Annotated in this window: 15 protein-coding genes; 11 read left to right on the plus strand and 4 right to left on the minus strand. The window is 60.6% G+C overall.

The window, feature by feature from the left end:
• Positions 1-420 precede the first annotated feature (420 nt).
• The 7 genes from tpx (at position 421) to AC4IHP_RS17870 (ending at position 13,746) form a co-directional block, all read left to right on the plus strand.
• On the plus strand, positions 421-921 hold the full coding sequence (gene tpx, locus AC4IHP_RS17840) for a thiol peroxidase (RefSeq protein ID WP_460118976.1): 501 nt from the start codon (positions 421-423) through the stop codon (positions 919-921).
• A gap of 174 nt (positions 922-1,095) precedes the next feature.
• Positions 1,096-2,400 carry an MdtA/MuxA family multidrug efflux RND transporter periplasmic adaptor subunit gene (locus AC4IHP_RS17845; RefSeq protein WP_041481001.1) on the plus strand — a complete coding sequence of 435 codons (1,305 nt, stop codon included), beginning with the start codon at positions 1,096-1,098 and terminating at the stop codon, positions 2,398-2,400.
• A complete protein-coding gene (locus tag AC4IHP_RS17850; protein ID WP_490832326.1) occupies positions 2,397-5,495 on the plus strand; it encodes an MdtB/MuxB family multidrug efflux RND transporter permease subunit in 3,099 nt (1,032 codons plus the stop codon). Before AC4IHP_RS17845 ends, AC4IHP_RS17850 begins: the two co-directional genes overlap by 4 nt.
• Positions 5,496-5,634: 139 nt before the next feature.
• Positions 5,635-8,742: an efflux RND transporter permease subunit gene (locus AC4IHP_RS17855; protein WP_490832327.1), complete on the plus strand. Its 3,108-nt coding sequence runs from the start codon at positions 5,635-5,637 to the stop codon at positions 8,740-8,742.
• On the plus strand, positions 8,739-10,208 hold the full coding sequence (locus AC4IHP_RS17860) for an efflux transporter outer membrane subunit (protein WP_490832328.1): 1,470 nt from the start codon (positions 8,739-8,741) through the stop codon (positions 10,206-10,208). Before AC4IHP_RS17855 ends, AC4IHP_RS17860 begins: the two co-directional genes overlap by 4 nt.
• A gap of 571 nt (positions 10,209-10,779) precedes the next feature.
• Positions 10,780-12,861, plus strand: coding sequence for a putative bifunctional diguanylate cyclase/phosphodiesterase (locus tag AC4IHP_RS17865; protein WP_490832329.1), 2,082 nt, complete (start codon positions 10,780-10,782; stop codon positions 12,859-12,861).
• A gap of 138 nt (positions 12,862-12,999) precedes the next feature.
• Entirely contained in the window at positions 13,000-13,746 is a 747-nt protein-coding gene (locus tag AC4IHP_RS17870; RefSeq protein ID WP_415762551.1) for an SDR family oxidoreductase, read from the plus strand.
• Between the two features lie 131 nt (positions 13,747-13,877).
• On the opposite strand, the gene mapR is transcribed toward AC4IHP_RS17870, so the two are convergent.
• The 3 genes from mapR to AC4IHP_RS17885 form a co-directional block, all read right to left on the minus strand.
• The gene (gene mapR, locus AC4IHP_RS17875; protein WP_460118988.1) at positions 13,878-15,287 is read right to left on the minus strand and encodes a GntR family transcriptional regulator MpaR; all 1,410 of its coding nucleotides are present in this window, start codon (positions 15,285-15,287) and stop codon (positions 13,878-13,880) included.
• A 130-nt stretch (positions 15,288-15,417) separates the two neighbouring features.
• Positions 15,418-16,848: a cytochrome c oxidase accessory protein CcoG gene (gene ccoG / locus AC4IHP_RS17880; protein ID WP_490832330.1), complete on the minus strand. Its 1,431-nt coding sequence runs from the start codon at positions 16,846-16,848 to the stop codon at positions 15,418-15,420.
• A 195-nt stretch (positions 16,849-17,043) separates the two neighbouring features.
• Positions 17,044-17,292 carry a DUF3203 family protein gene (locus tag AC4IHP_RS17885; RefSeq protein WP_460118992.1) on the minus strand — a complete coding sequence of 83 codons (249 nt, stop codon included), beginning with the start codon at positions 17,290-17,292 and terminating at the stop codon, positions 17,044-17,046.
• A gap of 123 nt (positions 17,293-17,415) precedes the next feature.
• Between AC4IHP_RS17885 and AC4IHP_RS17890 the strand changes: the two genes are divergently transcribed.
• Complete coding sequence (locus AC4IHP_RS17890) at positions 17,416-17,928, plus strand: MgtC/SapB family protein (RefSeq protein ID WP_460118994.1); 513 nt, start codon at positions 17,416-17,418, stop codon at positions 17,926-17,928.
• Between the two features lie 123 nt (positions 17,929-18,051).
• On the opposite strand, the gene AC4IHP_RS17895 is transcribed toward AC4IHP_RS17890, so the two are convergent.
• Entirely contained in the window at positions 18,052-18,210 is a 159-nt protein-coding gene (locus AC4IHP_RS17895; protein ID WP_016774632.1) for a hypothetical protein, read from the minus strand.
• A 215-nt stretch (positions 18,211-18,425) separates the two neighbouring features.
• On the opposite strand from AC4IHP_RS17895, the gene AC4IHP_RS17900 reads away from it, so the two are divergent.
• From AC4IHP_RS17900 to glgB, 3 genes are all read left to right on the plus strand, one after another.
• Positions 18,426-20,423: an alpha-1,4-glucan--maltose-1-phosphate maltosyltransferase gene (locus tag AC4IHP_RS17900; protein WP_490832331.1), complete on the plus strand. Its 1,998-nt coding sequence runs from the start codon at positions 18,426-18,428 to the stop codon at positions 20,421-20,423.
• A 169-nt stretch (positions 20,424-20,592) separates the two neighbouring features.
• On the plus strand, positions 20,593-23,934 hold the full coding sequence (gene treS, locus AC4IHP_RS17905) for a maltose alpha-D-glucosyltransferase (protein ID WP_490832332.1): 3,342 nt from the start codon (positions 20,593-20,595) through the stop codon (positions 23,932-23,934).
• Positions 23,935-23,936: 2 nt separating this feature from the next.
• The gene (gene glgB / locus AC4IHP_RS17910) at positions 23,937-26,168 is read left to right on the plus strand and encodes a 1,4-alpha-glucan branching protein GlgB (protein WP_460119001.1); all 2,232 of its coding nucleotides are present in this window, start codon (positions 23,937-23,939) and stop codon (positions 26,166-26,168) included.
• Positions 26,169-26,222 lie beyond the last annotated feature (54 nt).

Below are 26,222 nucleotides of genomic sequence, written 5' to 3' on the forward strand. Positions count from 1 at the left end.
GCCCACTCCCACATTCAACTGGCGCCAGGCGCAAAATCTTCCAACACCACAGATTCCCCTGTGGGAGCGGGCTTGCTCGCGAAAGCGTCAGGTCAGGCGACTGCGATGCTGGATGTGCTGCCGCCTTCGTGGGCAAGCCCACTCCCACAGGGCTCGGCGGCGCGCATTAAATCCCGGCACAACACAAAACCACTGTGGGAGCGGGCTTGCTCGCGAAGGCGTCAGCTCAGGCAATCAAGATACTGAATGTACCGCCGCCATCGCGAGCGGACTCACTCCTATCGGTGGATTTGTGCGGGTTGTATACAATCGCACGACCCAGCGCCCAACAATCAAACAGGGAATAGGTCGTCAGCGGATTTCGTGGTTAACTTCCGCCTCTTGCATGCTTTCCAATCAAAAAACAGAAGGACTCAAGTCATGGCTCAAGTCACCCTCAAAGGCAATCCGGTTCAAGTCAACGGCCAGTTGCCACAAGCCGGTTCCAAGGCGCCAGCCTTTTCCCTGGTAGCCGGCAATCTGTCCGACGTCACCCTGCAAGACTTCGCCGGCAAGCGCAAAGTCCTGAACATTTTCCCAAGCGTCGACACCCCGACCTGCGCCACCTCCGTGCGCAAGTTCAATGCCCAGGCCAACGACATCAGCAACACCGTGGTGCTGTGCATCTCCGCTGACCTGCCGTTCGCCCAGGCGCGCTTCTGCGGCGCCGAAGGTCTGGAAAACGTACAGAACCTGTCGACCCTGCGCGGCAGCGAGTTCATCGAAAACTACGGCGTGGCCATTGCTGACGGCCCGCTGAAGGGCCTGACCGCACGCGCCGTGGTGGTTCTGGACGAAAACGACAACGTCCTGCACAGCGAACTGGTCAAGGAAATCGCCGAAGAGCCTGACTACGAAGCGGCACTGTCCGTTCTCAAGTAAGGCTTTTACAATTGTTAACGGCCTGGCCCTGTCCAGGCCGTTTTCATTTGTGTATCAGGGTTTTGCCTTACACCTTGAAACGTAAGTGGAAGGTAAATTGCCGGTAAAGCTGCTTTGCTTAAATCCACTCAGTGCTTATCGTTCAGCCTCCCGTAATAGAAGCCCACGCGCCCAATGGTCAATAACTCCATGCAATCGTCCCCCCGCAAATCCCGTCGCTGGCTGATCAGCCTGCTTGTCCTGTTGGTCATCGCTGTCCTGTGCTGGAAATTCTGGCCCGCCGGCTCTGCTGACAAGGCAGGCGGCGACAAAGCGGCCGCCGGGCACACCGGGCGCTCGGGGATGATGCGGCCGGGCTTCGGCGGCGGCACCGGGCCGATTCCGGTGCGTGTGGCGCCGGCGGTGAAGGGCGACTTCCCGCTGTATTACAAGGCGCTGGGAACGGTCACCGCGCTCAATACCATCAACGTCCGCAGCCGGGTGGGCGGCGAACTGGTCAAGATTCATTTCGAAGAAGGGCAGATGGTCAAGGCGGGCGACCTGCTGGCCGAGATTGATCCGCGTCCTTACCAGAATGCTTTGCTTCAGGCCGAAGGCACCTTGCTGCAGAATCAGGCGCAGTTGAAAAACGCCCAGGTCGACGTCGAGCGTTATCGCGGTCTGTACAAAGAAGACAGCATCGCCAAACAGACCCTCGACACCGCCGAAGCGCTGGTCGGCCAATACCTGGGCACGGTCAAGACCAATCAGGCCGCGGTCAACGACGCCAAGCTCAATCTTGAATTCACCAAGATCCGCGCGCCGATTGCCGGCCGCGTCGGTCTGCGTCAGGTCGACGTCGGCAACCTCGTCGCCGCCAACGACACCACGTTCCTCGCGGTGATCACCCAGACGCAGCCGATCAGCGTGGCCTTCACCTTGCCGGAAAACAGCCTCGACACCGTGCTGGCGCGTTACCGCAGCGGCGCCAAACTGCCTGCCGAGGCGTGGGACCGCGGCGACACCAAACTGCAGGCTACCGGTGTGCTGCAAAGCCTCGACAACCAGATCGACGTCGCTACCGGCACCCTCAAGTTCAAGGCCCGTTACGATAACCGCGACCAGTCGCTATTTCCCAACCAGTTCGTCAACGTTCATTTGCTGGCCGACACGCTCAAAGGTGTAGTGCTGGCACCGTCGGCAGCGATTCAGTTCGGCACCAATGGCACCTTTGTCTATGCGCTGGACGGCGACAAGAAAGTCACCATTCGCCAACTGAAAATCGGTGCCAGCGACGGTGACAACACCGTGGTCACCGAAGGCCTCGCCGCGGGTGATCGCGTTGTGCTTGAAGGCACCGATCGCCTGAAGGAGGGTAGCGAAGTCGAAGTGGTCAATGACAGCAGCGAAGTGCCGACCTCGCCAACCGAACACCTGCAAGGCAAATCCGCCGCCAATCCTGATGCGACCACAGCCGATAAGGCCAAGAAGGGCGCATGAACATTTCGCGGCTGTTCATCCTCCGTCCGGTAGCCACAACCTTGAGCATGCTGGCCATTGTTCTGGCCGGCCTGATCGCTTATCGCTTGCTGCCGGTGTCAGCGTTGCCGCAGGTCGACTACCCGACCATTCGCGTCATGACTCTGTATCCGGGCGCCAGTCCGGACGTGATGACCAGCGCCGTCACCGCGCCACTCGAACGCCAGTTCGGGCAGATGCCGGGCCTCACGCAAATGGCCTCGACCAGCTCGGGCGGTGCTTCGGTGCTGACCCTGCGTTTCAGCCTCGATATCAACATGGACGTTGCCGAGCAGCAGGTGCAGGCCGCGATCAACGCTGCGACCAATCTGCTGCCTACCGATCTGCCAGCGCCGCCTGTGTACAACAAGGTCAACCCGGCGGACACCCCGGTGCTGACCCTGGCCATCACCTCGAAAACCATGCTGCTGCCCAAGCTCAATGATCTGGTCGATACGCGCATGGCGCAGAAAATCGCCCAGATCAGCGGCGTCGGCATGGTCAGCATCGCCGGCGGCCAACGTCAGGCCGTGCGGATCAAGGTCAACCCCGAAGCGCTGGCGGCCAACAGCCTCAATCTGTCGGACGTGCGCACCCTGATCGGCGCCTCCAACGTCAACCAGCCAAAAGGCAACTTCGATGGCCCGACCCGGGTGTCGATGCTCGATGCCAACGACCAGTTGACCTCGCCTGAGGACTACGCCAACCTCATCCTGACCTACAAGAACGGCGCACCGCTGCGGCTCAAGGACGTCGCCGAGATCGTCGATGGCGCCGAGAACGAGCGTCTGGCTGCATGGGCCAATCAGAATCAGGCAGTACTGCTGAACATCCAGCGTCAGCCCGGAGCCAACGTCATCGAAGTGGTCGACCGCATCAAGGCCTTGCTGCCGAGCATCACCGACAACCTGCCGGCCGGCCTCGACGTCACTGTGCTGACGGATCGCACGCAGACCATCCGCGCCTCGGTCACCGACGTGCAACATGAACTGCTGATCGCTATCGCGCTGGTGGTCATGGTCACTTTCCTGTTTCTACGCCGCGCCAGTGCGACGATCATCCCTTCCGTGGCTGTACCACTGTCGCTGATCGGCACCTTCGGCGTGATGTACCTGGCCGGGTTCTCGGTGAACAACCTGACCCTGATGGCGCTGACCATTGCCACCGGTTTCGTGGTCGACGACGCCATCGTCATGCTCGAGAACATCTCGCGCTTCATTGAGGAAGGCGATAGTCCGATGCAGGCCGCGCTCAAGGGCGCGAAACAGATCGGTTTCACCCTGATTTCCCTGACCCTGTCGCTGATCGCCGTCCTGATTCCGCTGCTGTTCATGGCCGACGTGGTGGGGCGCCTGTTCCGTGAATTCGCCATCACCCTGGCCGTGGCGATCCTGATTTCCCTGGTCGTGTCGCTGACCCTGACACCGATGATGTGCGCGCGACTGCTCAAGCGTGAACCGCAAGAACATGAGCAAGGCCGTTTCTATCGCGCCAGCGGTGCGTTCATCGACTGGATGATCAAGGAATACGGGCGGATGCTGCGCTGGGTCCTCAAGCATCAGCCGCTGACCTTGCTGGTCGCCATCGGCACACTGGCGTTGACCGTGTTCCTTTACGTGATCGTGCCGAAGGGCTTCTTTCCGGTGCAGGACACCGGGGTGATCCAGGGCATTTCCGAAGCGCCGCAGTCGATTTCCTTCGCGGCGATGGGCGAGCGGCAGCAGGAACTGGCGAAGATCATCCTGGAAGATCCGGCGGTGCAGAGCCTGTCGTCGTACATCGGCGTCGACGGCGACAACGCCACGCTCAACAGCGGACGCTTGCTGATCAACCTCAAGCCCCACGGCGAGCGCGATCTGACGGCCAGCGAAGTGATCGCACGCCTGCAACCGCAACTGGACAAACTGGTCGGCATTCGCCTGTTCATGCAGCCCGTGCAGGATCTGACCATCGAGGATCGGGTCAGTCGCACCCAGTACCAGTTCAGTATGTCGTCGCCGGACTCGGAATTGCTCAGCCAGTGGAGCGGACGTCTGGTCGAAGCCCTGGCGCAGCGTCCCGAGTTGACCGACGTTGCCAGTGATTTGCAGGACAAAGGCTTGCAGGTCTATCTGGTGATCGACCGTGATGCTGCTTCGCGCCTCGGCGTGTCGGTGGCAAACATTACTGATGCACTGTATGACGCGTTCGGCCAGCGGCAGATTTCGACTATTTACACCCAGGCCAGCCAGTACCGCGTGGTGCTGCAAGCCCAGGCCGGGGAGAAGATCGGCCCACAGGCGCTGGACCAGATTCACGTCAAGACCACCGACGGCGCGCAGGTGCGCCTGTCGAGCCTGGCGCATGTCGAAGAGCGTCAGGCGCAGTTGGCGATCACTCACATCGGCCAGTTCCCGGCGGTGATGATGTCGTTCAACCTCGCGCCGGGTGTGGCGTTGGGGCATGCGGTGGACATCATAGAGCAAGTGCAGCAGAACATCGGCATGCCGGTCGGCGTGCAGACTCAGTTCCAGGGCGCGGCGCAGGCGTTCCAGGCTTCGCTGTCGAGCACCTTGCTGCTGATTCTGGCGGCGGTGGCGACCATGTATATCGTGCTGGGCGTGCTCTACGAGAGCTACATCCACCCGATCACCATCCTCTCGACCTTGCCGTCCGCCGCGGTTGGCGCCTTGCTGGCGTTGCTGCTCAGTGGCAACGACCTGGGGATGATCGCGATCATCGGCATCATTCTGCTGATCGGTATCGTCAAGAAGAACGCGATCATGATGATCGACTTCGCCCTCGACGCCGAACGCACCCAGGGCATGGCCCCGGCAGAGGCGATTTATCAAGCGGCGCTGCTGCGCTTCCGGCCGATTCTGATGACCACACTGGCAGCGTTGTTCGGCGCGGTGCCGCTGATGCTGGCCACGGGGTCTGGCGCGGAACTGCGTCAGCCGTTGGGTCTGGTGATGGTCGGTGGCTTGTTGGTGAGCCAGGTGTTGACGCTGTTCACGACGCCGGTGATTTACCTGTACTTCGACCGCCTGGGCCGGCGCTTTGGTAAATCCAAAGCCGATGAAGAGGTCGCGGTATGACCTCGCAACCACCACATATCTCCTGTGGGAGCGGGTTTGCTCGCGAAAGCGCTGTGTCAGCCGCTACATATGTTGGATGTGCCGGCCTCTTCGCGAGCAAGCCCGCTCCCACAGGGTTAAGCGGTAGGGACTGGCGCGAATGAATCTTTCAGGCCCTTTCATCAAACGCCCCGTGGCAACCATGCTGCTCTCGCTGGCAATCATGTTGCTTGGCGGTGTCAGCTTCGGTCTGCTGCCGGTATCGCCATTGCCGCAGATGGACTTCCCGGTCATCGTCGTCCAGGCCAGTCTGCCGGGCGCAAGTCCCGAGGTGATGGCTTCGACGGTGGCGACGCCGCTGGAGCGTTCGTTCGGTGCGATTGCCGGCGTCAATACCATGAGCAGCCGCTCCAGTCAGGGTTCGACGCGGGTGATTCTGCAATTTGACCTCGACCGCGACATCAACGGCGCGGCGCGGGAAGTGCAGGCGGCGATCAACGCCTCGCGCAATCTACTGCCGAGCGGGATGCGCAGCATGCCGACCTATAAAAAGGTCAACCCGTCGCAGGCGCCGATCATGGTGCTGTCGCTGACTTCGGACGTGCTGGAAAAAGGCCAACTCTACGATTTGGCCTCGACCATACTTTCGCAAAGCCTGTCGCAGGTGCAGGGCGTCGGTGAAGTGCAGATCGGTGGCAGTTCGCTGCCGGCGGTGCGCATCGAGCTCGAACCGCAGGCACTGAACCAGTACGGCGTGGCCCTCGACGATGTGCGCAAGACCATCGCCGACGCCAACGTCCGCCGGCCCAAGGGTTCGGTCGAGGATGGCGAGCGCTTGTGGCAGATCCAGGCCAACGACCAGCTCGAGAAAGCCAAGGATTACGAGTCGCTGATCATTCACTACGCCGACGGCGCCGCGTTGCGTCTCAAGGACGTGGCGAAAGTCAGCGATGGCGTCGAAGACCGTTACAACAGCGGTTTCTTCAACGACGACGCGGCGGTGCTGCTGGTGATCAACCGTCAGGCCGGCGCCAACATCATCGAGACGGTCAACGAGATCAAGGCGCAGTTGCCGGCGCTGCAAGCGGTACTGCCAGCCAGCGTCAAACTCAATCTGGCCATGGACCGATCGCCGGTCATCAAGGCCACGCTGCATGAAGCCGAGATGACCTTGCTGATCGCCGTCGCTCTGGTGGTGCTGGTGGTGTACCTGTTTCTCGGTAACTTCCGCGCTTCGCTGATCCCGACGCTGGCGGTGCCGGTGTCGCTGGTCGGCACGTTTGCGGTGATGTACCTGTATGGGTTCTCGCTGAACAACCTGTCGCTGATGGCGCTGATTCTCGCCACCGGTCTGGTGGTGGACGACGCCATCGTGGTGCTGGAGAACATTTCCCGGCATATCGACGAAGGCGTCAAACCGATGCAGGCGGCGTACCTCGGGGCCAAGGAAGTCGGCTTTACCCTGTTGTCGATGAACGTCTCGCTGGTGGCAGTGTTCCTGTCGATCCTGTTCATGGGCGGGCTGGTCGAAAGCCTGTTCCGCGAGTTTTCCATCACTCTGGCGGCGGCGATCGTGGTGTCGCTGGTGGTTTCCCTGACGCTGACGCCAATGCTCTGCGCGCGCTGGCTCAAACCACACACGCCGGGGCAGGAAAACCGCCTGCAACGCTGGAGCCAGAAGACCAACGACTGGATGGTCGGCAAATACGCCACCAGCCTCGACTGGGTATTGCGTCATCGACGTCTGACCTTGCTCAGTCTGCTGCTCACCGTCGGCGTCAACGTTGCGCTCTACGTGGTGGTGCCGAAAACCTTCCTGCCGCAGCAGGACACCGGGCAATTGATCGGTTTCGTACGTGGCGATGACGGTCTGTCGTTCAACGTCATGCAGCCGAAAATGGAAACCTTCCGCCGCGCCGTGCTCAAGGACGAAGCGGTGGAAAGCGTCGCCGGGTTCATTGGTGGTAACAACGGCACCAACAACGCCTTCATGATCGTGCGCCTGAAACCGATCAAGGAACGCCGGCTGTCGGCGCAGAAAGTCATTGAGCGCCTGCGCAAGGAAATGCCCAAGGTACCCGGTGCGCAGCTGATGCTGATGGCCGATCAGGATCTGCAGTTCGGCGGTGGCCGCGAACAGACCAGTTCGCAGTACACCTACATCCTGCAAAGCGGCGACCTCGCCGAGCTGCGCAAGTGGTTCCCGAAAGTGGTCACCGCGTTGCGTGCCTTGCCCGAGCTGACCGCCATTGATGCCCGCGAGGGTGCCGGGGCACAGCAGGTGACACTGATCGTCGACCGGGATCAGGCCAAACGCCTGGGGGTCGACATGAACATGGTCACCGCCGTGCTCAACAACGCTTACAGCCAGCGGCAGATTTCGACGATCTACGACAGCCTCAACCAGTACCAGGTGGTGATGGAGGTCAATCCGAAATACGCCCAGGATCCGGTGACGCTCAAGCAGGTCGAGGTGATTACCGCTGACGGTGCGCGGGTGCCGCTGTCGACGTTCGCCCATTACGAAAACAGCCTGGAAAACGACCGGGTCAGCCATGAAGGTCAGTTCGCATCCGAAAGCATTTCCTTTGACATGGCCGAAGGTGTGACCGTAGGGCAGGGCAGCGCCGCCATCGAACGGGCGATCGCCAAGGTCGGCCTGCCGGAGGATGTGATTGCGAAAATGGCCGGCACCGCTGACGCCTTCGCGGCCACGCAGAAGAGCCAGCCGTTCATGATCCTCGGTGCGTTGCTCGCCGTGTATCTGGTGCTGGGTGTGCTGTATGAAAGCTACATCCACCCGCTGACCATTCTCTCGACCTTGCCTTCAGCCGGCGTCGGCGCGTTGCTGTCGATCTATGCACTCGGCGGCGAGTTCAGCCTGATTTCCCTGCTGGGAATATTCCTGCTGATCGGCGTGGTGAAAAAGAACGCCATTCTGATGATCGATCTTGCGCTGCAATTGGAGCGGCATGAGGGGCTGTCGCCGCTGGAGTCGATTCGCAGCGCCTGTCTGCAACGCCTGCGACCGATTCTGATGACGACGCTGGCGGCGATCCTCGGCGCCTTGCCGCTGCTGCTCGGCCGCGCCGAGGGCGCGGAAATGCGCCAGCCGCTGGGCCTGACCATCATTGGCGGTCTGGTGTTCAGCCAGGTCCTGACCCTTTACACCACACCCGTGGTTTACCTCTATCTCGACAAGCTGCGCCATCGTTTCAATAAATGGCGTGGCGTGCGCACTGACGCCGCTCTGGAAACTCCGCTATGACTGACCGTTCGCTTATCCAATTGGCCACCGTGCGCGGCTCGCGCCTGTTGAGCCTGTCGTTGTGCGTGGCGCTGCTCAGCGCCTGCGCCGTCGGCCCGGACTACCAGCGTCCGCAAACTGCCGCAATCGCTCAGTTCAAGGAAGCCGAAGGCTGGCGTCAGGCCAACCCCAGCGACTCGCTGGCCCGGGGCGCCTGGTGGGAGTTGTACGGCGACCGGCAGCTCAACGCCTTGATCGAAAAACTCAACAGCTCCAACCAGACCGTTGCCCAGTCCGAAGCGCAGTTCCGTCAGGCGCAGGCCCTGGTGCGCAGTGCGCGCGGGGCGTTTTATCCCAGCGTCGACTTGAGTCTGGGCAAGAATCGCTCCAGTCAGGGCACCGGCAGCAGCAGTTCGAGCCTGAGCAGCTCCTCAAGTGGTATTCGTGATACCTACACCGCGCAACTGGGCGTCAGTTGGGAAGCCGATGTCTGGGGCAAGCTGCGCCGTGGGCTGGAGGCCGACGAGGCCAGCGCCCAGGCAAGTTTTGCCGATCTGGCAGCGATGCGTTTGAGTCAGCAATCGGAGCTGGTGCAGAACTACCTGCAACTGCGGGTCATCGATCAGCAGAAGCGATTGCTTGAAGCCACCGTTGCCGCTTACGAGCGTTCACTGAAGATGACGCAGAACCAGTACCGCGCCGGAGTTTCCGGGCGCGATGCAGTGGCGCAGGCGCAAACCCAGTTGAAAAGCACTCAGGCCGATCTGGTCGACCTGATCTGGCAGCGCGCACAGTTTGAAAACGCCATCGCCGTACTGACCGGCGAAGCACCGGCCAACTTCAGCATCGCCGAAAGCCAGAGCATTCCGAAGCTGCCGCAGGTGCCGTTGAGCTTGCCTTCACAATTGCTGGAGCGTCGTCCCGACATCGCGTCGGCCGAGCGCTCGGTGATCGCCGCCAATGCCAATGTCGGCGTGGCGAAGGCCGCGTATTACCCGGACCTGACCCTGAGTCTGAGCGGCGGTTACAGCAGCAGTACCTCGAAAAATCTGATCAGCCTGCCGAACCGTTTCTGGTCGGTCGGCCCGCAACTGTCGTTGCCGCTGTTCGACGGTGGCATTCGTTCGGCCGAGGTCGACCGCAGTGAAGCGGCCTATGACGAAACCGTCGCCCGCTACCGCCAGACCGTGCTCGATGGTTTCCGCGAAGTGGAAAACTACCTGATCCAGCTCAAGGTGTATGAAGACGAAGCGGCGGTGCGCCAGGAAGCGCTGGATGCCGCCCGCGATTCCTTGCGTCTGACGGAGAACCAGTACAAGGCCGGGCTGATCGCTTATATCGATGTGGTTGTGGTGCAGGCCACGGCGCTGAGCAATGAGCGCAGCGTGCTGAACATTTTGCAGAGTCGATTGATTGCCAGCGTGCAACTGATCGCCGCACTGGGCGGCGGCTGGGATGGCCAACTCGACGTCAGCGACAACCGCTGAGCCTGAGGGCGCGAGCCTGCTCCCACAGGGATTCGCGTTCGAATGATGAAGGGTGGCTGGGCGCTGAAAATTGTGGGAGCGAGCCTGCTCGCGAACGCGGTGGGTCAGTCGAGCGAGATGTTGGCTGTGCCGACGCCTTCGCGAGCAAGCCCGCTCCCACAGGGACTCGCGATCAAATGATGAAGGGTGGTCGGGCGCTGAAAATTGAGGGAGCAAGCCCGCTCCCACAGGGATTCGCGTTCGAATGATGAAGGGTGGCTGGACGCTGAAATTTGTGGGAGCGAGCCTGCTCGCGAACGCGGTGGGTCAGTCGAGCGAGATGCTGGATGTGCCGACGCCTTCGCGAGCAAGCCCGCTCGCACAGGGATTTGTGTCTGGCGTGAGATCGCTTCTACAAGGTGTGCTTAAAGCCCACCGCAGAGCGTTGTAGGACGATCGAACGAGCGTTTCATCGGCTTGATGGCAATTTGGTTACTTTGTCAGTGCGTTCTTCCGCGCAATCAGTACAATCGCCGCATTTGCCCGACCGAGAATGGAAGCAGTACGGTTTCGGCTTGTCACGAGAACCTCCATGCTCATCGGCAGCTACTCCTTCACCCTGGTTTTCATATCGTTGTGCGTGGCGATCCTCGCTTCCTACACGGCGCTCGACCTCACCGGGCGCATCGCCACGGCAAAAGGCCGGGCCGTGCATTTCTGGACGGCGGGCGGGGCGTTGGCGATGGGTGTTGGCGTCTGGTCAATGCACTTCATCGGCATGCTCGCCTTCAAATTGCCGATCGATCTGGGCTATGACTTCGCCCTCACTGCGTTGTCATTGCTGATCGCGGTGCTTTCCTGCGGTTTTGCCTTGTGGCTGGTCAGCCAACCAAAGTTGCCACTGGCGCAACTGGCCTTTGGCGCGCTGATAATGGGGGCGGGCATCAGCGCCATGCATTACACCGGCATGGCCGCTCTGCGCATGACCCCGGGTATCGATTACGACCCAACGCTGTTCAGTGCCTCCTTGCTGATTGCCGTCGGCGCCTCGGCGGCGGCATTGTGGATCGCGTTTCGTTTACGCCAGCAATCGCCCTATGTGCGGCTGATTCGCGCCGGGGCGGCGGTGATCATGGGCATGGCGATTGTCGGCATGCACTACACCGGCATGGCCGCCGCGCAGTTTCCTGACGGCAGTTTCTGCGGCGCGACGCTCAATGGCTTGAAGGGCAACGGCCTCGATAGTCTGGTAGTAGTGACCACGCTGGCGGTGCTGTCGATCGCGTTGTTGACCTCGATTCTCGACGCCCGCCTCGAAGCGCGCACCGCCGATCTGGCGCACTCGCTGACTGTGGCCAATCGCGAACTCACCCAACTGGCCTTGCACGATCCGCTGACCAGTCTGCCCAATCGCATGTTGCTCGATGACCGCATCAATCAGGCGATCAAGAAAGTTGAGGAGCAGGGCGGTTGCTTTGCCTTGATGTTCATCGACCTCGACGGTTTCAAACCAGTCAACGATGCGTTCGGCCATCACATGGGCGACCAATTGTTGCGCGAGGTCGGTATTCGTCTGCGCGAAGACTTGCGCAGCCAGGACACACTCGCACGAATCGGCGGCGATGAATTCGTTCTGCTGGTGCGTTTGAGCGAGCCCAATGACGCTTTGAGCCTGGCCGCGCGTCAGGTCAGCTTGATCGGCCGCACGTTTCGCGTCGCCGAACATGATCTGCAGATTTCCGCCAGCGTCGGCATTGCCCTGTACCCGGGCAACGGCGACAACGCCCAGGAACTGCTGATGAACGCCGATGCTGCGATGTACCACGCCAAGGGCGGCGGCAAGAACGGCTACAGCTTCTTCGACGTATCGATGAACACCAACGCGCGCAAACAACTGCAACTGTTGCAGGACCTGCGCGCGGCCATCGAGCACAACCAGTTCTGCCTGCATTACCAGCCTAAATTCGACGCCGCCAATGGCCGTCCGGTCGGTGCCGAAGCGCTGCTGCGTTGGAAGCATCCGCTGCATGGCATGTTGATGCCGGACAAGTTCATCGATCTGGCGGAGAAAACCGGGCTGATCATTCCGATGGGCGAATGGGTGCTCAACGAAGCCTGCCGGCAGATGCGCGAGTGGTACGTGCTCGGCTATACCGACTGGCGCATTGCCGTAAACCTTTCGGCCTTGCAGTTCTGCCACGCCGGGCTGGTACAAAGCGTGGCCAAGGCTTTGGCGACTCATCATTTGCCGGCCAACAGCCTGACGCTCGAAATCACCGAAACCACGGCGATGAGCGACGCTGACGCGAGCATGACTGTGCTCCAGGAGTTGTCGGACATGGGCGTCGACCTATCGATCGACGACTTCGGCACCGGCTATTCCAGCCTGATGTACCTCAAGCGCCTGCCGGCCAATGAGCTGAAGATCGATCGCGGTTTCGTCCGTGATCTGGAACATGACAGCGATGACGCCGCGATCGTCTCGGCGATTGTGGCGCTGGGGCAGGCGCTGGATCTGCGGATTGTCGCCGAAGGTGTCGAGACCGGCGCGCAGCAGGATTTCCTCACCAAATTGGGCTGTGATTCGTTGCAGGGCTATCTGCTCGGCCACCCGATGCCGGCGGAGCGCTTCATGCAGGACATCGTGCGTGGGCAACGGCTGGCGGTGGTCTGAGAGGCCGAGTCATCGTTCTTCGCGAGCAGGCTCGCTCCCACAGGGGATTGCGGCAACACCATTGAACTCATGCAAAAGCCATGAATGGCAGTTATTCTTGGCCCCGACTGTTACGTGTGCACGTGGGGGAAGGCCAGCATGGATAAAGTCATTGTCATCACCGGTGGCGGGCGCGGAATCGGCGCGGCTACGGCATTGTTGGCAGCCGGACAAGGCTACCGGATCTGCATCAACTATCAGTCGGATGAACAGGCCGCACACAGCGTGCTTGAGCAAGTCAGAGCGTTGGGTGCCCAGGCTATCGCGGTGCGCGCCGATGTCAGTATCGAAGACGAAGTGATCGCGATGTTTCAGCGCGTCGACAACGAACTGGGCCGGGTTACCGCGCTGGTCAACAATGCCGGCACCGTCGGGCAGAAATCGCGAGTCGATGAAATGTCCGAATTCCGCATCCTCAAAATCATGAAGACCAACGTACTGGCGCCGATCCTCTGCGCGAAACACGCAATCCTGCGCATGTCGCCAAAGCATGGCGGGCAGGGCGGCAGCATCGTCAACGTGTCCTCGGTCGCGGCTCGCCTCGGTTCGCCGAACGAGTACGTTGATTACGCAGCGTCCAAAGGGGCGCTCGATACGTTCACCATCGGCCTGTCGAAAGAGGTGGCAGGCGAGGGCATTCGCGTGAATGCCGTGCGTCCGGGCTATATTTATACCGACTTCCATGCCCTGAGCGGCGACCCGGATCGGGTCAGCAAGCTCGAATCGGCGATTCCCATGGCCCGGGGCGGGCGGCCGGATGAAGTGGCAGAGGCGATTGTCTGGTTGCTGTCAGACAAGGCTTCGTATGCGACCGGGACGTTTGTTGATTTGGGGGGTGGGCGTTAAACCGGTGGATTTGCAGTGTTAAAGCCGGCCTCTTCGCGAGCAGGCTCGCTCCCACAGTTGGTTTGTGAATGCGGAACCAATGTGGGAGCGAGCCTGCTCGCGAAGGCGCCAGCCCAGACAACGTCGATCCATCAGAACGACCGCACAATCCGCCCCAACGTCTCCATGGCCTTCTCCGATTCTTCGGTCCATGGGCTGCCGTAATTCAAGCGAATGCAGTTTCTGAAACGCTGGGTCGGCGAGAAAATCGGCCCCGGCGCGATGCTGATGCCTTGCGCCAACGCCATCTGAAACAACTTCAGTGAATCCATCTGCTCTGGCAATTCCAGCCACAGAAAATAACCGCCCGCCGGTTGGCTGACGCGGGTCTGCGCCGGAAAGTAGCGGGCAATCGCCGCGAGCATCGCGCTCTGCTGTTCTTCCAGGGCATAACGCAGTTTGCGCAGATGCCGATCGTAGCCGCCGTGTTGCAGATAATCGGCAATCGCCGCTTGCGCCGGCATCGAAGCGCAGAGCGAGGTCATCAGCTTCAGCCGTTCGATTTTCTGCGCGAAACGCCCGGCCGCGACCCAGCCGATGCGATAACCGGGGGCGAGGCTTTTGGCGAACGAGCCGCAATGCATGACCAAGCCTTCAGTATCAAAAGCCTTGGCCGGTTTTGGCGCCTGTTGGCCGTAATAGAGTTCGGCGTAGACGTCGTCCTCGATCAGCGGCACCTGATGCTGACGCAGAAGTTCGACCAATTCCTGTTTCTTCGCCTCGGGCACGGTTGCGCCCATCGGGTTCTGGAAACTGGTCATGCACCAGCAGGCCTTGATCGGATGACGATCCAGGGTTTGCGCGAGCACGCCGAGGTCGATGCCATCGCGTGGATGCACGGGGATTTCCACGGCTTTCAGTTTCAGGCGCTCCAGCACTTGCAGGCAGGCATAAAACGCCGGGGCCTCGATGGCCACCAGATCACCGGGCTCGGTCACCGCTTGCAGGCACAGGTTCAGCGCTTCGAGAGCGCCGTTGGTGATGAGCAATTCTTCCATCGGCAGCATCAGCCCGCCGACCATGTAGCGCAGGGCAATCTGCCGACGCAGTTGCGGGTTGCCCGGCGACATATCGGTGACGACCATGCGCGGATCCATCTCCCGCGCGGCGCTGGCCAAGGAACGCGACAGGCGTTGCAGGGGGAACAGTGTCGGGCTGGGGAAGGCGGATCCGAACGGCACGGTGTTCGGGTCTTTGATCGAATCGAGCACTGAGAACACCAGTTCGCTGACGTCAACTTCGGTGGATTCGTTGACCTGGCTGCTGATGACCGGCTCGGAGAATGCGCTCGGCGTGTGGGCGTTGACGAAGTAGCCGGAGCGCGGCCGCGCGCGGATCAGGCCACGACGTTCGAGCAGGTAATAGGCCTGGAACACCGTCGACGGACTGACCCCGTAAGTCTGGCTGGCGTAGCGCACCGACGGCACGCGCTGGCCAGGGCCGAGGACGCCGGAGCGGATCAGTTCAGCGATGTCGTCGGCGAATTTTTCGTAGCGTTTCATGGTGGATCCGAATGGGGTCTATAAGGAATCGCGTCGCCTCCATTCGCGAGCAGGCTCGCTCCCACAACGACCCCAATTTCCTGTGGGAGCGAGCCTGCTCGCGATTGAAAGCACCGCAGTCTAACGGCAATCAGCGATTCATCGGCGCCACAAACCGGCTCTTCGCCACGCTGTATATCTGCGGCTGGTCACTGTCTTCAATCCTGAAACTCAACGTCTGCGAACTGCTCGCCGGGCGCTCGGTGGTCATCGCCACCGACACCGGCACATCGACAATCTCTCCCGGCGCCAGGCTCAATGCCGTTTTGCCCTGCAATTCAAACCCGTCGCCATCAACCAGACTCAACCGGTAATCCTGCCGTTGCTGAGTCTTGTTGATCACCTTCAGCGAATAAATATTCTCGATCTGCCCCTGAGCGTTCTCACGAAACAGCCCGCGATCCTTGGTCACGTCCAGCGACACCATCGGCCGTTCGATCAACGCCAGCGCCAACGCGCCGATCATCACCAGCAGCACCGCCGTGTAGCCAATCAGGCGCGGGCGCAGCAGATGGGTCTTGCCGCCCTGCAATTCGCGCTCGGAACTGTAGCGGATCAGGCCGCGCGGGTAATGCATTTTGTCCATGATCGAATCGCAGGCATCGATGCACGCTGCGCAGCCGATGCATTCCATTTGCAAGCCATCGCGGATGTCGATGCCGGTCGGGCAGACCTGCACGCACAGCTGGCAGTCGATGCAATCGCCCAGGCCCGCTTCCACGGGGCGCACATCACGCTTGCGCGGGCCGCGGTTTTCGCCGCGCGCGGCGTCGTAAGCGATGGTCAGTGTGTCCTTGTCGAACATCACGCTCTGGAACCGCGCATACGGGCACATGTGCATGCACACCGCTTCGCGCAGCCAACCGGCGTTGATATAGGTGGCGGCAGCGAAGAACAGCACCCAGAACAAACTGACCCCACCGATCTGCAGGGTCAGCAGCTCTTCAGCCAGCGGCCGGATCGGTGTGAAGTAGCCGACGAAGGTCAGGCCGGTGATCACGCTGATTGCCAGCCACAACGTGTGCTTGGCGGCACGCCGCGCCAGCTTGTTCAGGCTCCAGGGGGCGGCTTGCAGTTTGATGCGCTGGTTGCGCTCGCCTTCGGTGATCTTTTCGCACCACATGAAGATCCACGTCCATGAACTCTGCGGACAGGTGTAACCACACCAGACCCTCCCGGCAAACACGGTGATGGCGAAGAGGCCGAACGCAGCAATGATCAGCAGCGCCGAGAGCAGAATGAAATCCTGCGGCCAGAACGTCGCCCCGAAGATATGGAACTTGCTTTCCGCCAGATCCCACAGCACCGCCTGCCGACCGCACCAGTTAAGCCACACGGTGCCGAAGAACAGCACAAACAGAACTCCGGCGCCGCTCATGCGCAGGTTGCGGAACAGGCCGCTAAAACTGCGAGTGTGGATCTGCTTGTCGGTGGAACGGAGCGTCGCCTTCATCGGGCGGGCGGGGACGCTTTTTATAGTGGGCGACGCTTCTACGGTTCGGACGGGGATTTGTTCGCTCATGGTCGTTCGCTCATCAGCCTCCATCAGGCCGATGCACTATGAGCGCCGATCTGTTTGCAGAACAGACTCAGGTCTGGCAATAAAAAGCAGATCAGATGAGCTTTGGCGTAATGTCTGCGACAACTTGAAGCATCAGAGCGGACACGGCGCAAACGCCTATCGCAGACGTTTGCGCAGCGTGTTGAGCGAGATCAGTCAAACCACCGAATCACCGTCATCGGCTTTCAAGTGCTTGCGCCCGTCTTTGGCCCCGGCCACGGTCAGGGCATCGGCTTCTGCTTCGGTGATGTAGGCGCGTTTGCCTTCGATTTCCACGAACGACATGGCTTTTTCGCTATCGGTCATGACTTCGAGCGTGTCGCAAATGCGGATTTCCTCGCCATGTTCGACGGTAAAAAAACACACTTTCTGCTCGGGGTTGGATTCATCGATTCGAACGGGCATGGCGGCAGTCCTTGTTCCAGTGAGGTCTGCACATTAGGACGCGCAGCGCGCTGATCGTTCTGCGCAACCGATTAATGGTCGCTGTTGTCCATCGCTTATCAAGCCAATAACAAGGGAGGCACGATGGAAGACTGGTGGGATGAAGTGTGGGCAACGATGCAAGCCGAGTTCGCCGATATCGGTGATGCCTCGCAAATGACCCGAATCACCGTACGCCTGGTGATGGCGGCGATCCTCGGTGGGATCCTTGGTTTCGAGCGCGAGCACAAAGGCAAGGCAGCAGGTGTTCGCACGCACATGCTGGTGGCGTTGGGCGCGGCGTTGTTTGTATTGGTGCCACAGACCTCGGGTGCGGAATCCGACGCCATGAGTCGCGTGCTGCAGGGTGTGATTGCCGGGATCGGCTTCCTCGGCGCCGGGACCATTCTGAAAAATCAGCAGGGCGACGAGGCCCATGTCAAAGGCCTGACCACAGCGGCAGGGTTATGGATGACGGCGGCGATCGGCGTGGCGGCGGGGCTGGGGAAGGAAGCGACGGCATTGCTCAGTACCGTTCTGGCGCTGGCGATTTTCAGTGTGATGCCCTACGTGGTGAGAGTGTTCGAGAAGGATGTCGACAAGAACGACCACCTCTAGCTAATCACTCGGTCCCGTGTAGGAGCTGCCGAAGGCTGCGATCTTTTGATCCGCATTGCAGCGTGGCGAAAAGATCGCAGCCTTCGGCAGCTCCTACAGGGATGGCACACAGACATGGAAATTTCAGACGATCACTGGCGGCATCGTACTCGGCGGCTCTTCTTTCGGTGGTGGCGTGGTGCCGGGCGGCTCTTGCTCAGGGACTGGCGGCGGCTCGGTTTCGGGCAGGGTGGGTTTGTCGATGTTCGGATCGGGCGTTTCCGCCGGGATCGGGATGCTCATCAGGTACCTCCGTATGGCACATGGCGTGGGACGTGCTTAAGTGAGTTGACCCGGTCACGACTGATTCGATCCATGGCGCGTCTCGATAATTTCATCTGAACTTTTCCCCGCGCCGGTTGCTCGGAACCTAAGTGAGTTCATGACAGGGCAGGCGCTTTGTCGCGAATACTGTTCTGGCACAAGAGCGTCCTTGGGGCGTTAAGGAGAGATGCTCAATGACTGCTGAAAGACCTTCAGAGCTGAGTTACAACCCGCACATGCCGTTGTCGCAGGCACTGTTGCTGCCGCGTATCGTCATCGAAAACACCATGCCGACCCTGGATGGCGGCCAGTTTGCCGTCAAATCGATTGCCGGGCGCGAGGTGGTGGTGACCAGCAAAGTCTTTGCCGACGGCCATGACAAGCTCGCCGTACGCATCCGCTGGCGCGAAGAGGGCCAGGAAACCTGGCAGACCGAGGTCATGTCCGATCAGGGCAACAACACCTGGCAAGGCCAGTTCCGCCCCGAAGAGCAGGGCCGCTATCTGTATTGCATCGAAGCGTGGATCGACCATTTCGCCAGCTTCCAGTACGAACTCGAGAAAAAGCACAACGCGGCTGTGCCGGTTTCGCTGGAATTGCAGGAAGGCCGGACGATGGTGCAGCAGGCCGCCGAACGCAGCGAAGGCCAGCTCAGCGAGCAGCTTGCGGCGCTGCACCACGAATTGTCCGGGCTGCTCGAAACCGAGCAGGTCGCGTTGTTTCTGCACTCGCGCAGTGCAGAGCTGATGGCCCAGGCCGATCACCGTGCCTATCTGAGCATCAGCGCCGAGTTCCCCATGGACGTCGAGCGCGAACTCGCCGAGTTCGCCAGTTGGTATGAGCTGTTTCCGCGCTCGATCACCGACGACCCCCAGCGTCACGGTACTTTTAACGACGTGCACTCGCGTCTGCCAATGATTCAGGACATGGGTTTCGACGTGTTGTACTTCACGCCGATTCACCCGATCGGCCGCGCTCACCGCAAGGGCCGCAACAATTCCCTGACTGCCGGCCCGGACGATCCCGGCAGCCCGTACGCTATCGGCAGCGAGGAGGGTGGTCACGAGGCGATTCACTCGCAGCTCGGTACCCGTGAAGATTTTCGCCGCCTGGTGGCTGCCGCCGCCGACCATGGCCTGGAAATCGCTCTCGACTTCGCCATCCAGTGTTCCCAGGACCACCCATGGCTCAAGGAGCATCCGGGCTGGTTCAACTGGCGCCCGGACGGCACGATCAAATACGCCGAGAACCCACCGAAGAAATACCAGGACATCGTCAACGTCGACTTCTATGCGCCGGACGCGATCCCGAGCCTGTGGGTCGAGTTGCGCGACATCGTCGTCGGCTGGGTCAAGGAAGGCGTGAAAATCTTCCGCGTCGACAACCCGCACACCAAGCCGCTGCCGTTCTGGCAATGGCTGATTGCCGATGTGCGCACGCTGTATCCGGAAGTGATCTTCCTCGCCGAGGCCTTCACCACGCCGGCGATGATGGCGCGTCTGGGCAAGGTCGGTTACTCGCAGAGCTACACCTATTTCACCTGGCGCAATACCAAGGCCGAGCTGGCGGAATATTTCACCGAACTGAACCAGTCACCGTGGCGCGAATGCTACCGGCCGAATTTCTTCGTCAATACCCCGGACATCAACCCGGCGTTTTTGCATGAATCGGGGCGTCCCGGTTTCCTCATCCGTGCTGCATTGGCAACCATGGGCTCGGGTCTGTGGGGCATGTATTCCGGCTTCGAGCTGTGCGAATCGGCACCGGTGCCAGGCAAAGAGGAATATCTGGATTCGGAGAAATACGAAATCCGCGTCCGCGACTTCACCGCGCCCGGCAACATCATTGCCGAAATCGCCCAGCTCAACCGCATCCGTCGGCAGAACTCGGCGCTGCACACGCATCTGGGCCTGAAGATCTACAACGCGTGGAACGACAACATTCTGTACTTCGGCAAGCGCAGCGCCGATGGCAGCAACTTCATCCTCGTCGCGGTCAGCCTCGATCCGCACAACGTGCAGGAAGCGAACTTCGAACTGCCGCTGTGGGAAATGGGCCTGCCGGACGACGCGACTACCCATGGCGAAGATTTGATGAACGGCCATCGCTGGGACTGGCACGGCAAATATCAGTTCATGCGCATCGACCCGGCGTATCAGCCGTTCGGGATTTGGCGGATCAGCGCCACGTAATACATGGCGCACCTGTGGGAGCGAGCCTGCTCGCGAAAGCAATCTGGCAGACGACATTTTGCTGAATGTCAGTCCGCATTCGCGAGCAGGCTCGCTCCCACAGGTTATGCAGCGCTTCTGAGTCAAGTGATCGGCTCACGGTTTTTCTAGTATTCAACAGGAGTTCCACATGGCGAAGAAACCCAAGGCAGCCGCCTTCATCAAAGACCCGCTCTGGTACAAGGACGCGGTGATCTATCAGGTTCACGTCAAATCGTTTTTCGACTCCAACAATGACGGGATCGGCGACTTTCCCGGGCTTATCGCCAAACTCGATTACATTGCCGACCTCGGCGTGAACACCATCTGGCTGCTGCCGTTCTATCCCTCGCCACGTCGCGACGACGGTTACGACATCGCCGAATACCGTGGCGTGCACAGCGACTACGGGACCATGGCCGACGCCAAGCGCTTTATCGCTGAGGCGCACAAGCGCGGGCTGCGGGTGATCACCGAGCTGGTCATCAACCACACGTCCGACCAGCACCCGTGGTTCCAGCGTGCGCGCAAGGCCAAGCCCGGCTCGGCGGCGCGGGATTTCTACGTCTGGTCCGATGACGACCAGAAATACGACGGCACGCGGATCATCTTCCTCGACACCGAAAAGTCCAACTGGACTTGGGACCCGGTCGCTGGTCAGTACTTCTGGCACCGCTTCTATTCGCACCAGCCGGATCTGAACTTTGACAACCCGCAAGTGATGAAAGCCGTGTTGTCGGTAATGCGTTACTGGCTGGACATGGGCATCGACGGCCTGCGCCTTGACGCGATTCCTTACCTGATCGAGCGCGACGGCACCAACAACGAAAACCTGCCCGAGACCCACGACGTCCTCAAGCAGATCCGTGCCGAGATCGACGCCAACTATCCCGACCGCATGCTGCTGGCCGAGGCCAATCAGTGGCCGGAAGACACCCAGCTGTATTTCGGCGATACCGATGCCGCTGGGGTGAATGGCGATGAATGCCACATGGCGTTCCACTTCCCGCTGATGCCGCGCATGTACATGGCGCTGGCCCAGGAAGACCGTTTCCCGATTACCGACATTCTCCGCCAGACCCCGGAAATTCCGGCCAACTGCCAGTGGGCGATCTTCCTGCGCAACCACGATGAGCTGACCCTGGAAATGGTCACCGACCGCGAGCGCGATTACCTGTGGAATTACTACGCGGCCGACCGTCGCGCACGGATCAACCTCGGCATTCGCCGCCGTCTCGCACCGCTGATGGAGCGCGACCGCCGCCGCATCGAACTGCTCAACAGCCTGCTGCTGTCGATGCCCGGCACGCCGACCCTGTATTACGGCGACGAAATCGGTATGGGCGACAACATCTACCTCGGCGACCGTGATGGTGTGCGTACGCCGATGCAGTGGTCGATCGACCGCAACGGCGGGTTCTCCCGCGCCGATCCGGCCAGTCTGGTGCTGCCGCCGATCATGGACCCGCAGTATGGCTATCAGTCGGTTAACGTCGAAACTCAGTCCGGGGATCCGCATTCGCTGTTGAACTGGACGCGGCGCCTGCTGGCAGTGCGCAAGCAATCGAAAGCCTTCGGCCGTGGCACTTTGAAAATGCTCTCGCCGACCAACCGTCGCGTACTGGCTTACACCCGTGAATACACCGATGCCGATGGCAAGCACGAAATCATTCTCTGTGTGGCCAACGTCTCGCGCAGTGCGCAAGCAGTGGAACTGGATCTGTCGGCGTACGTCGGCATGGTGCCGGTGGAAATGCTTGGTGGTAACGCGTTCCCGCCGATCGGCCAGTTGAATTTCCTCCTGACCCTTGCGCCTTATGGCTTCTATTGGTTTGCCCTCGCGACAGAAAACCAGATGCCGAGCTGGCACGTCGAGCCGGCGCAGAGCCTGCCGGACTTCACCACGCTGGTGTTGAAAAAACGCATGGAAGAACTGCTCGAAGCTCCGTCGCGCACGACGCTGGAGCAAAGCATCCTGCCGAACTGGCTGCAGAACCGACGCTGGTTCGCCGGCAAGGACGCGGCAATCGAGAAGGTCAATCTGGCGTACGGCGTGCGCTTCGGCGATGCCCAGCACCCAGTGCTGCTCAGCGAAATCGAAGTCACCAGCGGCGGCCAGACCAACCGTTATCAACTGCCGTTCGGCTTCATCGCCGAAGACCATGTCGGTCCGCCGCTGCCGCAGCAATTGGCGCTGTCGCGTGTACGCCGTGTGCGTCAGGTCGGTTTGATCACCGATGCGTTCAGCCTGGAAACCTTTGTTCGCGCCGTGCTGCAAGGCATGCAGAACAACACCGTACTGGAGTCGATCGAAGGCGAAATCCGCTTCGAACAGACAGATCATCTGGAAAAACTCGGCCTCGGCGCCGAGCCGGATGTGCGCTACCTGTCGGCCGAGCAATCGAACAGCTCCGTGGTGATCGGCAACAGTCTGGTACTAAAGCTGATACGCAAAGTCGCTTCTGGCGTACACCCCGAACTGGAGATGAGCGCTTACCTGACCGAGGCCGGGTTTGCCAATATCTCTCCATTACTGGGTTCGGTGATTCGCCGCGATGCGCAGGGTGAAGACAACCTCCTGATGATCGCCCAAGGCTATCTGAGCAATCAGGGCGACGCGTGGGAATGGACGCAGAACAACCTCGAACGGGCGCTGCGCGATGAACTGGCCGACGCCATGTCCGAGCAGGAACAGCATTACAACGCTTTGGGCGAGCTGAAGGACTTCGCCGGCATGCTCGGTCAGCGTCTGGGCGAGATGCATCAGGTGCTCGCTGCGCCAACCGACAACGCCGACTTCGCTCCGCAGGTGTCGTCGAGCAAGGACATGGCCGCGACGTCCAAGGACGTCACCGCCCAGGTCGAACACGCCTTGAAACTGCTCAAGCAGCATCAAGGCGAGTTGAACGCGGCGGACCAGAAACTGGTCAAGCGTTTGCTCGACGAGAAGAAAACCATCCTGGCCCATGTGCAGGAGCTGGCGAAGAAAGCCACTGGCGGTTTGTGCATTCGGGTGCATGGCGACTTGCATTTGGGTCAGGTGCTGGTGATCAAGGGCGATGCCTACCTGATCGACTTCGAGGGCGAACCGGCGCGGCCGTTGAGCGAGCGTCGCGGCAAGCACAGCCCGTACAAGGACGTCAGCGGTGTATTGCGCTCGTTCGATTACGCAGCCGCGATGACTATCAACGTGCACAACGTTGATAACAGCACTGAAGCTGAAACAGCGCGCAAACGAGTCGCCGAGCGTTATCTGCGCGAAGCACGCGAGGCATTTGTCCAGGCATACCGCGAGGCAGCAGCTAGTCTTGAGCATGCCTGGCAGGATCCTCAAGGCGCCGACGCCGCGCTGGCGTTGTTCGGCCTGGAAAAAGCCGCTTATGAAGTGGCCTACGAGGCGGAAAACCGCCCAACGTGGCTGCCCGTGCCGTTGCACGGCTTGTATGGATTATTGACTGGGCTTAAACCCTTTTCCGATCTTGGTGGAGAGTAGTCATGAGTTTCTCGAACAAGGAACAGGGTGTGGTAAAGGAAGCATTGTTACCCTCGGCACGCGACATTGATGCCTTGGTGCGCGCTGAACATCACGACCCGTTTTCCATTCTCGGCCCGCACGGCGATGGCGCTGGTGGGCAGTTCATCCGCGCCTATCTGCCCGGCGCGCTGAGTGTGGCGGTGCTGGACAAGGACAGCGGCGAAGAGCTTGGCCCGCTGGAGATGACCGAGACGCCGGGGCTGTTTGTCGGCCATTTCGATCAGGCGCGACCGTATCTGTTGCGCACGCGCTGGGCCGGTGGCGAGCAGGTTGCCGAAGATCCGTACAGCTTTGGCCAGTTGCTCGGCGAAATGGATTTGTATCTGTTCGCCGAAGGCAACCACCGCGACCTCAGCGCCTGCCTCGGTGCACAGCTGAAAACCGTTGATGGCGTCGACGGTGTGCGCTTTGCGGTGTGGGCGCCAAATGCCCGCCGTGTCTCGGTGGTAGGTGATTTCAACGTCTGGGACGGTCGTCGTCACCCGATGCGCCTGCGTCATCCTTCCGGGGTTTGGGAGTTGTTCATCCCGCGCCTGCAAGCGGGGGAGTTGTACAAATACGAAATCCTCGGCGCCCACGGCATTCTGCCGCTCAAGGCTGACCCGATGGCGCTGGCCACCAGCCTGCCACCGGACACCGCCTCGAAAGTTGCCTCGCCATTGCAGATCGACTGGCAGGATCACGACTGGATGAATGCCCGTCAGGAACGCCAGCAGCGCTCCAAGCCTTTGTCGATCTACGAGTTGCACGCTGGTTCCTGGCAGTGCGAGTTGGATGATCTCGGTGAAGTTGCGCGGCAGTACACCTGGCCGGAGTTGGCCGAGCGACTGATTCCTTATGTCAAAGAGCTGGGTTTCACCCACATTGAACTGATGCCGATCATGGAGCATCCGTTCGGCGGTTCCTGGGGCTATCAGTTGCTCTCGCAGTTCGCGCCGAGCGCGCGTTACGGCACGCCGGATCAGTTCGCCGCGTTCGTCAATGCCTGTCACCAGGCCGATATTGGCGTGATCCTTGACTGGGTACCGGCGCATTTCCCGACCGATACTCATGGTCTGGCGCAGTTTGACGGCACCGCGCTGTACGAATACGGCAATCCGCTGGAAGGTTTTCACCAGGATTGGGACACGCTGATCTACAACCTCGGCCGCACTGAAGTGCACGGCTACATGCTGGCCTCGGCGCTGCACTGGCTGAAACACTTCCATATCGACGGCCTGCGTGTCGATGCCGTGGCCTCGATGCTGTACCGCGACTATTCGCGCAAGGCGGGCGAATGGGTGCCGAACCGCCACGGTGGTCGCGAGAACCTGGAGGCCATCGACTTCCTGCGCCATTTGAATGACGTGGTTGAGCTGGAAGCACCGGGTGCGCTGGTGATTGCCGAAGAATCCACCGCATGGCCGGGCGTCAGTCAGAGCACCCAGCAGGGCGGCCTCGGTTTTGCCTACAAATGGAACATGGGCTGGATGCACGACTCGCTGCACTACATCCAGCAGGATCCGGTGTACCGCGCCCATCACCACAATGAGCTGAGTTTTGGTCTGGTCTACGCCTGGTCGGAGCGCTTCATCCTGCCGATCTCCCACGACGAAGTGGTGCACGGCAAGCACTCGCTGATCGACAAGATGCCCGGCGACCGCTGGCAGAAGTTTGCCAACCTGCGTGCTTACCTGAGCTTCATGTGGACTCATCCAGGCAAAAAACTGCTGTTCATGGGCTGTGAGTTTGGCCAATGGCGCGAGTGGAACCACGATCAACAGCTGGACTGGTATCTGCTGCAGTATTCCGAGCACAAAGGCGTGCAGAAACTGGTTGGCGATCTCAACCGCCTGTATCGCGAAGAGCCCGCGCTGCATGATCAGGACGATGCGCCGCAAGGCTTCCAGTGGTTGATTGGCGACGATGCGATCAACAGCGTTTATGCGTGGCTGCGCTGGAGCAAGGATGGCTCGCCAGTACTGGTGGTTGCCAACTTCACGCCGGTACCGCGCCAGTCGTATCGCGTCGGCGTGCCGTTTGCCGGGCGCTGGACCGAGTTGTTCAACAGCGACGCCGACATTTACGCCGGCTCCAACTATGGCAATGGCGGCGGGGCATTGACCGATGAAGTACCGAGTCATGGTCAATCGTTGTCGCTGGAACTGAATCTTCCGCCGTTGGCGGTGTTGATTCTCAAGCCGCAGGGCTGATCCGCAACCGAGTCGCTGCCATCGCGGGCAGGCTCACTCCTACAAGAGAACGCA

Source organism: Pseudomonas sp. UF-293 (genome assembly GCF_058245595.1).